The sequence below is a fragment of the Nocardioides sp. genome (assembly GCF_034670285.1).
Taxonomy (GTDB): Bacteria; Actinomycetota; Actinomycetes; order Propionibacteriales; family Nocardioidaceae; genus Nocardioides.
The window spans coordinates 1-6,715 of sequence record NZ_JAXMNS010000196.1 but is presented as its reverse complement, the minus strand read 5'-3'; the positions used below and the strand labels follow the sequence as shown (position 1 = coordinate 6,715).

General features: G+C 69.7%; 7 protein-coding genes. 3 read left to right on the top strand and 4 right to left on the bottom strand.

Going from position 1 to position 6,715, the window contains the following annotated elements:
* Positions 1-842 (bottom strand): hypothetical protein (locus VOI19_RS11170; protein ID WP_323793039.1); only part of this gene is annotated, 842 nt, incomplete at its 3' end.
* Between the two features lie 194 nt (positions 843-1,036).
* Entirely contained in the window at positions 1,037-2,263 is a 1,227-nt protein-coding gene (gene moeZ, locus VOI19_RS11165; RefSeq protein WP_323793038.1) for an adenylyltransferase/sulfurtransferase MoeZ, read from the bottom strand.
* Between the two features lie 186 nt (positions 2,264-2,449).
* Between moeZ and VOI19_RS11160 the strand changes: the two genes are divergently transcribed.
* Together VOI19_RS11160 and VOI19_RS11155 are read left to right on the top strand one after the other, a co-directional pair.
* Positions 2,450-3,088, top strand: coding sequence for a TetR/AcrR family transcriptional regulator (locus VOI19_RS11160; RefSeq protein ID WP_323793037.1), 639 nt, complete (start codon positions 2,450-2,452; stop codon positions 3,086-3,088).
* Positions 3,089-3,185: 97 nt separating this feature from the next.
* Positions 3,186-3,407, top strand: coding sequence for a DUF3107 domain-containing protein (locus VOI19_RS11155; protein ID WP_323793036.1), 222 nt, complete (start codon positions 3,186-3,188; stop codon positions 3,405-3,407).
* 82 nt (positions 3,408-3,489) lie between these two features.
* Here VOI19_RS11155 and VOI19_RS11150 read toward each other — a convergent pair whose 3' ends face one another.
* On the bottom strand, positions 3,490-4,230 hold the full coding sequence (locus VOI19_RS11150) for a ferritin-like fold-containing protein (RefSeq protein ID WP_323793035.1): 741 nt from the start codon (positions 4,228-4,230) through the stop codon (positions 3,490-3,492).
* Positions 4,231-4,593: 363 nt separating this feature from the next.
* Here VOI19_RS11150 and VOI19_RS11145 point away from each other — a divergent pair, with 363 nt between their 5' ends.
* On the top strand, positions 4,594-6,033 hold the full coding sequence (locus VOI19_RS11145) for a DEAD/DEAH box helicase (RefSeq protein ID WP_323793040.1): 1,440 nt from the start codon (positions 4,594-4,596) through the stop codon (positions 6,031-6,033).
* Between the two features lie 120 nt (positions 6,034-6,153).
* Here VOI19_RS11145 and VOI19_RS11140 read toward each other — a convergent pair.
* Positions 6,154-6,715 (bottom strand): L,D-transpeptidase (locus VOI19_RS11140; RefSeq protein ID WP_323793034.1); only part of this gene is annotated, 562 nt, incomplete at its 5' end.

Below are 6,715 nucleotides of genomic sequence, written 5' to 3'. Positions count from 1 at the left end.
CCGAGCGCGAGCTCCAGGCCGGCGATACCGGAGTTGGCCTGGGCGTAGGCAAGCTCCTTGGCCAGGTCACCGATGTTGTTCGACAGCGGCAGCGGCGCGAGGCCGAGCGTCGACAGGGTGCCGATGGCCTCACCGTCGGCGTCCACGAACGCGGAGCCGGAGTCTCCGGGCACGCCCGGGGTCACGGTGTAGAGCGGGTGGGTCCAACCGTTGGTGCCGGCGCTGTCGCCGAGGCTGATGCCGGTCTTGGGCGAGAGCGGGCTCAGACCGAAGCGCAGGCTGGAGTTGCCGTAGGAGTAGACCCGCTCACCGGCGGTGGTGCCGTCGGTGTCGATGCCGGTCGGGCCGCCCCAGAAGGGGATGCTGGGGTTGACCTTGCCCTTGTCGGCGGCGGAGACCTTGACCAGCGCGAAGTCGTTGTAGGCGCAGGTGTTGGAGTCGGTCTCACCGTTGGCCCGCATCGAGCGCCACGACGAGTAGGCCAGGGTGCCGGTGCCGACCTGGGTGCCGCCGGAGATCAGCGAGCCACCGGTGTTGAAGGTGACCGGGGTGCCGAGCGCGACCGAGTCGTTGAGGCACCCGTCGGTGTCGGTCGCTGCGCCGAGACCGGCGCAGTGGGCGGCGTAGCCGACGTAGACGTTGTCGGAGGCGTCGGTGAAGACGAAGTTGGCGGTGCACTGGGCACCGTCGGTGTACATCTGGACGCCGGGGGTGATCTTGGCGGTGCCGGCCGGGGCCCAGGTCGGCGCTGCGGTGCTGGACGACGCGGTTCCCGCGAGGGTGGTGCCGACGGCGACAGCGGTGCCGAGCGCCAGCGTGGCGAGCTTCTTGAGAGGGGTCATGGTGGTCCGAGTTCCTCCTGATGCGTTGTCGTCACCCTGAAAAAGGGTGCACGACAGTGAGTGGGGTCAACTGCCCAACGCAGCGAAGGCGGACTAGTTACGACCTAGCTCGAAATAACTAGGAGAACTTTCCGAAATGACCAGACCGCCCCTGGGGTGGCCCAGGAGCGGTCTGTCGGTGAGTCAGGACCGGGTCAGTAGCTGGGCTGGCTCGGGTCGATCTGGTTGACCCAGGCCACGACCCCGCCGCCCACGTGCACGGCGTCGTCGTACCCGGCGCCCTGCACGATGGCGAGGGTCTCGGCCGAGCGCACGCCCGACTTGCAGTGCATGACGACCTGCGTGCCGGAGTCGACCGACGGCAGCTGCTCGAGGGCGGAGCCGTTGAGGAAGTCGCCCTTGGGGATCAGCACCGAGCCGGGGATCTGGTTGATCTCGTACTCGTTGGGCTCACGGACGTCGACCAGCACGAAGTCACGGTTGCCGTCGGCGCGCTCCTTGAGCATCGCCTCGAGCTGGGTCACCGAGATCGTCGAGCCGGCGGCAGCATCGGCGGCCTCCTCCGAGATCGCACCGCAGAAGGCCTCGTAGTCGATGAGCTCGGTGACCGTCGCGTTCTCGCCGCACAGCGCGCAGTTGGGGTCCTTGCGGACCTTGAGCTTGCGCCACTCGAGCTCGAGGGCGTCGTAGATCACGAGCTTGCCCACGGCCGGGTCGCCGATGCCGGTGAGGACCTTGATGGCCTCGTTGACCTGGATCGAGCCGATGCTCGCGCAGAGGACACCGAGGACGCCGCCCTCGGCGCAGCTCGGGACCATGCCCGGCGGGGGCGGCTCCGGGTAGAGGCAGCGGTAGCAGGGCGCCTCGACGGACGTGCCGCTCTCGTCGACCGCGTGCGGCCAGAAGACCGACGCCTGGCCGTCGAAGCGGTAGATCGAGCCCCAGACGTAGGGGATCTTCAAGAAGTACGCCGCGTCGTTGACCATGTAGCGGGTCGCGAAGTTGTCGGTGCCATCGACGATGAGGTCGTAGCCCTCGAACACACCGAACACGTTGTCGTTGTCGAGACGCTCGTTGTGCACGATCACGTTGACGTAGGGGTTGGCCTCGTTGATCGAGTCGCGGGCCGACTCGGCCTTCGGACGACCGATGTCGGACTGGCCGTGGATGATCTGACGCTGCAGGTTCGACTCGTCGACCTCGTCGAACTCGGCGATGCCGATCGTGCCGACTCCGGCAGCGGCGAGGTAGAGCAGGGCGGGGCTGCCGAGGCCGCCGGCGCCGATGACGAGCACCTTGGCGTTCTTGAGGCGCTTCTGCCCGCCCATCCCCACGTCGGGGATGATCAGGTGGCGGCTGTAGCGGCGTACCTCGTCGATGGTCAGCTCATCGGCGGGCTCGACCAGCGCGGGAAAGCTCACGGTGGGTCACTCCTTGTGGGTGGCGTACGGGTGGCACGTGCGGGTCTGCAGGTCGGGACGTGCAGTCGTCGCTCGGTACCGACCCAACACCCCGCCACCACCCGGTGTTCCCGTCCATGGTCGCGCGCCTCGCCGACCTGTGACCGCAGGCGTCCCGTCATCCGGACCCGCGGGTAGGGTTCCGGTGTGCCCAACCTCTCCCCCGACGTCGACGCCGGCCGCCCACGTGGCGGGCGCCTCCCCCGTCGGGAGCGCCGCGCCCAGCTGCTCGAGTCCGCGCTGGAGGTCTTCGTGCGCCAGGGCTACCACGCCGCTGCCATGGACGACATCGCCGAGCGCGCCGGTGTCTCGAAGCCGGTGCTCTACCAGCACTTCCCCGGCAAGCTGGACCTCTACCTGGCCCTGCTCGACACGTCCTGCGACGCGATCATCGAGAACTGCCGCCAGGCGCTGGTCTCCACCCACGACAACAAGCAGCGGGTGGGAGCCGCGATCGCGGCCTTCTACGACTACGTGGGGAGCGAGAGCGGCGCCTTCCGCCTCGTCTTCGAGTCCGACCTGACCAACGAGCCGTCGGTGCGCCAGCACGTCGACCGCGTCACCACCGAGTGCGCCGAGCTGATCGCCGAGGTCATCGGCGACGACACCGGGCTTCCCCTCGAGGCCTCGCACCTGCTGGCCGTCTCACTGGTGGGAATGGCCCAGGTCAGCGCACGGTTCTGGCTGTCGGACCAGGGCGGTCTCGACCGTGACCAGGCCGCGGCGCTGATCTCCGGGCTCGCGTGGCGCGGCATCCGGGGCTACCCGCTGACCGACGAGCACTGACACGCCCCCTGTTCCAGCCCTGTTCCAGCCCTGTTCCAGCCCTGTTCCAGGTCGTCGCAGCCGCGACGCCCCGCACGACCAACGAAGGAGACTGACCGTGGAGGTCAAGATCGGCATCCAGTACGCACCCCGCGAGCTCGTCGTGGAGACCGACGAGAGCGCTGACTCGGTCGAGAAGATGCTCGCCGACGCGGTCAGCGCCGACGGCGTCCTCGCTCTCACCGACACCAAGGGCCGCCGCGTCATCGTTCCGGCGTCCAAGGTCGCCTACCTCGAGATCGGCAGCAGCAACGTCGGAGCCGTCGGCTTCCGCAGCTGATCAACCGAGAAGACCCAGGAGCCCTCGGCCCTGGGTCTTCTCGCATTTCAGAACGCCTTGACCTCGTGGTCCGGCGACGGACTCACGCGTCCAGCCCGAGCTCGCCCATCCGTTCGAGGTGACGCTCGGTGAGCCGGGTGAACATCCGGCCCAGCGCCGCGAGATCCAGCCCCGGACGGTCGACGCCACCGGTGAGCAGGGCCGTCAAGGAGTCGCGGTCGGCCGCGACCCGCTGGGCCTGAGTGAGCGCCTCCCCCATGAGCCGACGTCCCCACAGCGCCAGCCGACCACCCAGCGGCGGGTCGGCCGCGATCAGCTCGCGTACCCGCGTGACCACGAATGCCGCGTGGTCGCCGTCCTCGTCGAGAGAAGCGACCACCAGCTCGCGCGTCTGCGGGTCGAGGAACGCTGCGATCTCGCGGTAGAAGTCGTTGGCGAGACCGTCGCCGACGAACGCCTTCACCAGGCCCTCGAGCCAGTCGGACGGCGCGGTGTGGCGGTGGAAGTTGTCCAGGGCTGCGCAGAACGGCGCCATCGCCTCGAAGGGGTCGCCACCGAGCTGGGTGATGCGCTCGTGCAGCGCCGCGACCTTGGTGAGCTCGACGCTCGCCATCGTGCCGAGCGCCAGCTTGTCCTGCAGCGTCGGAGCGAGCTTGGAGTCCTCGGCCAGCCGCTCGAACGCGGTGATCTCGCCGTAGGAGATCACGCCCAGCAGGTCGATCACCGACTCCCGGTAGCCGGGGTCGGCGAGCGCCTCGTTGGCCTCGAAGCCGTTCGACGATCCTGCAACGGGGGCGGCCGTCGGCGCGCTGGATTCAGCCATGCTCGCACCCTACCGATACCCTGGACCCACGAGCGGCCGCCCTCTGCGGCGCCATCCGGTGCCAGTCAGGCCGGCCCTCGAGCATGTGCGCGGTCGACGCGAGCGGCCGCACAGATCCGATGTACTCACTCGGCTGTCCGGCTGAACTGATCAAGACCGACGAAAGCGACCTACGTGACCGACTCCGAAATCACGACCGAACCCACTGATTCTCCCGTGCAGGCCCAGGGCGGCCACATCACCGTGCCCGCCGACATTCCGGAGCCGGTGGCCGAGACCACCTTCCGTGACCTCGGTGTGCACCCCGACATCTGCGTCGCCCTCGAGCGTGGCGGCATCACCAAGCCGTTCGCCATCCAGGAGATGACCCTCTCGGTCGCGCTGCTCGGCACCGACCTCATCGGCCAGGCCCGCACGGGCACCGGCAAGACCCTCGCGTTCGGCATCCCGGTGATCCAGCGCAGCGTGGCCCCCCACGACCCCGATTACATCGACCTGCCCCAGGGCAAGCCGCAGGCCCTCATCGTCGCCCCGACCCGCGAGCTCGCCCTCCAGGTCTCCTCCGACATGGAGCTGGCCAGCAAGGACCGCGGTCTGCGCGTCCTGACCGTCTACGGCGGCGTCGGCTACGACGGCCAGCTCGACGCCCTCGAGTCCGGCGTCGACATCGTGGTCGGCACCCCCGGTCGCCTCATCGACCTCGCCAACCGCAAGGCCCTCGACCTCGGCCACGTGCACGCCCTCGTGCTCGACGAGGCCGACGAGATGCTCGACCTCGGCTTCCTGCCCGTCGTGGAGCGCCTGCTCAGCCTCACTCCCGAGACCCGTCAGACGATGCTGTTCTCGGCCACGATGCCCTCGGCGATCGTCTCGCTGGCCCGCACCCACATGCGCCACCCGATGAACATCCGCGCCGAGTCGTCGTACGACACCTCGATGGTGCCCGCGACCGCGCAGTTCATCTACCAGGCCCACGACCTCGACAAGCCCGAGATCATCGGCCGCGTCCTGCAGGCCGAGGACGCCGAGAAGATCATCGTCTTCACGCGCACGAAGCGTCAGGCCCAGCGTGTGGCCGACGATCTCGCCGAGCGCGGCTTCCCGACCAGCCCGCTGCACGGCGACATGGCTCAGGTGGCCCGCGAGAAGGCGCTGACGAAGTTCCGCGAGGACAAGATTCGCGTGCTCGTCGCCACCGACGTCGCCGCCCGCGGCATCGACGTGCGCGGCGTCTCGCACGTCATCAACTACACCTGCCCCGAGGACGACAAGACCTACGTGCACCGCATCGGTCGCACCGGTCGCGCCGGCGCCTCCGGCACCGCGATCACCTTCGTCGACTGGGCGGACCTGCACCGCTGGAAGATGATCAACAAGACCCTCGACCTGCCCTTCGACGAGCCGCAGGAGACGTACTCGACCTCCGAGCACCTCTACCACGACCAGGGCATCGCCCCCGGCACGAAGGGCCGCGTCGTCGACCCCGCGCCGGTCGAGCGCAAGCCCCGCGAGGGCGACCGCGCCCCCCGTGAGCGCAAGCCCCGCGAGGCCAACCGCAACCGCAGCCGCTCGCGCACCCGCAGCGGTCAAAACCTCACCCAGGGCTCCGGCAGCGCCGACACCAACGCCCCCGTGACCGCCGGAGAGGCTCAGGAGGTCCGCACCGGTGGCAGCAACGCCGGCAACGGCAACGGTGGGTCCGAGGGCAGCTCGGGCAGCCGCAACCGTCGCCGCCGCCGCCGCGGTGGCTCGGGTGGCTCGGGCAGCTCCGGCGACAACGCCCCCAGCAACGCCTCCGAGTAGGCCCCCCTACCAACACCGCAACACCGCAACATCAGGTTTTCGCCGAGTCGGCGCGTCTACGCGCCGACTCGGCGTCGTTTTGGGGGTCGTTCTGGGGGCCGGTCGGGAGCCGCGGACGGGTCAGACGACGACGACGGTGGTGCCGAGCGGGGCGAAGTCCCAGAGCCGCTTGGCGTCCTTGGTGCGCTGACGGATGCAGCCGTGCGACTGCTCGGTGCCGAGCTGGGCCTTCGTCTGCACCTTGGCGCCGGCGTGGACCGGGATGTCGTGGAAGCCGATCGCGGCACCGGTCGGGCCGCGGGTGAAGCGCACGAACCACGACATCGTGCCGGAGTCGCCGATGCCGTAGGCGTCCTCGGAGCGCGAGAAGACCGAGTAGGTGCCGGGCTGGAGGTTGTCGGTGAGGCTGCCGGAGGCCAGGTAGGTGCGCACGACCTCGCCGTCGCCGTCGATCAGCCACACCCGCTGCTCGGTCTCGATGAAGACCACGCGTCGCCCCTCCCCGGACCCGGCCGGTACGGCGGGCTCGGGCGGCGCCACCGGGGTGGGCTCCGGCGTGGGCTCGGGCGTGGGCTCAGGCGTGGAAGCGGGGGTCGGCTCGGATGCCGGAGTCGCGGTGGGGCTCGGCGTGGCGACGGACGACGGGGTCGCCTCCGCAGCCTGGCCGACCGGGTCGAGGGGG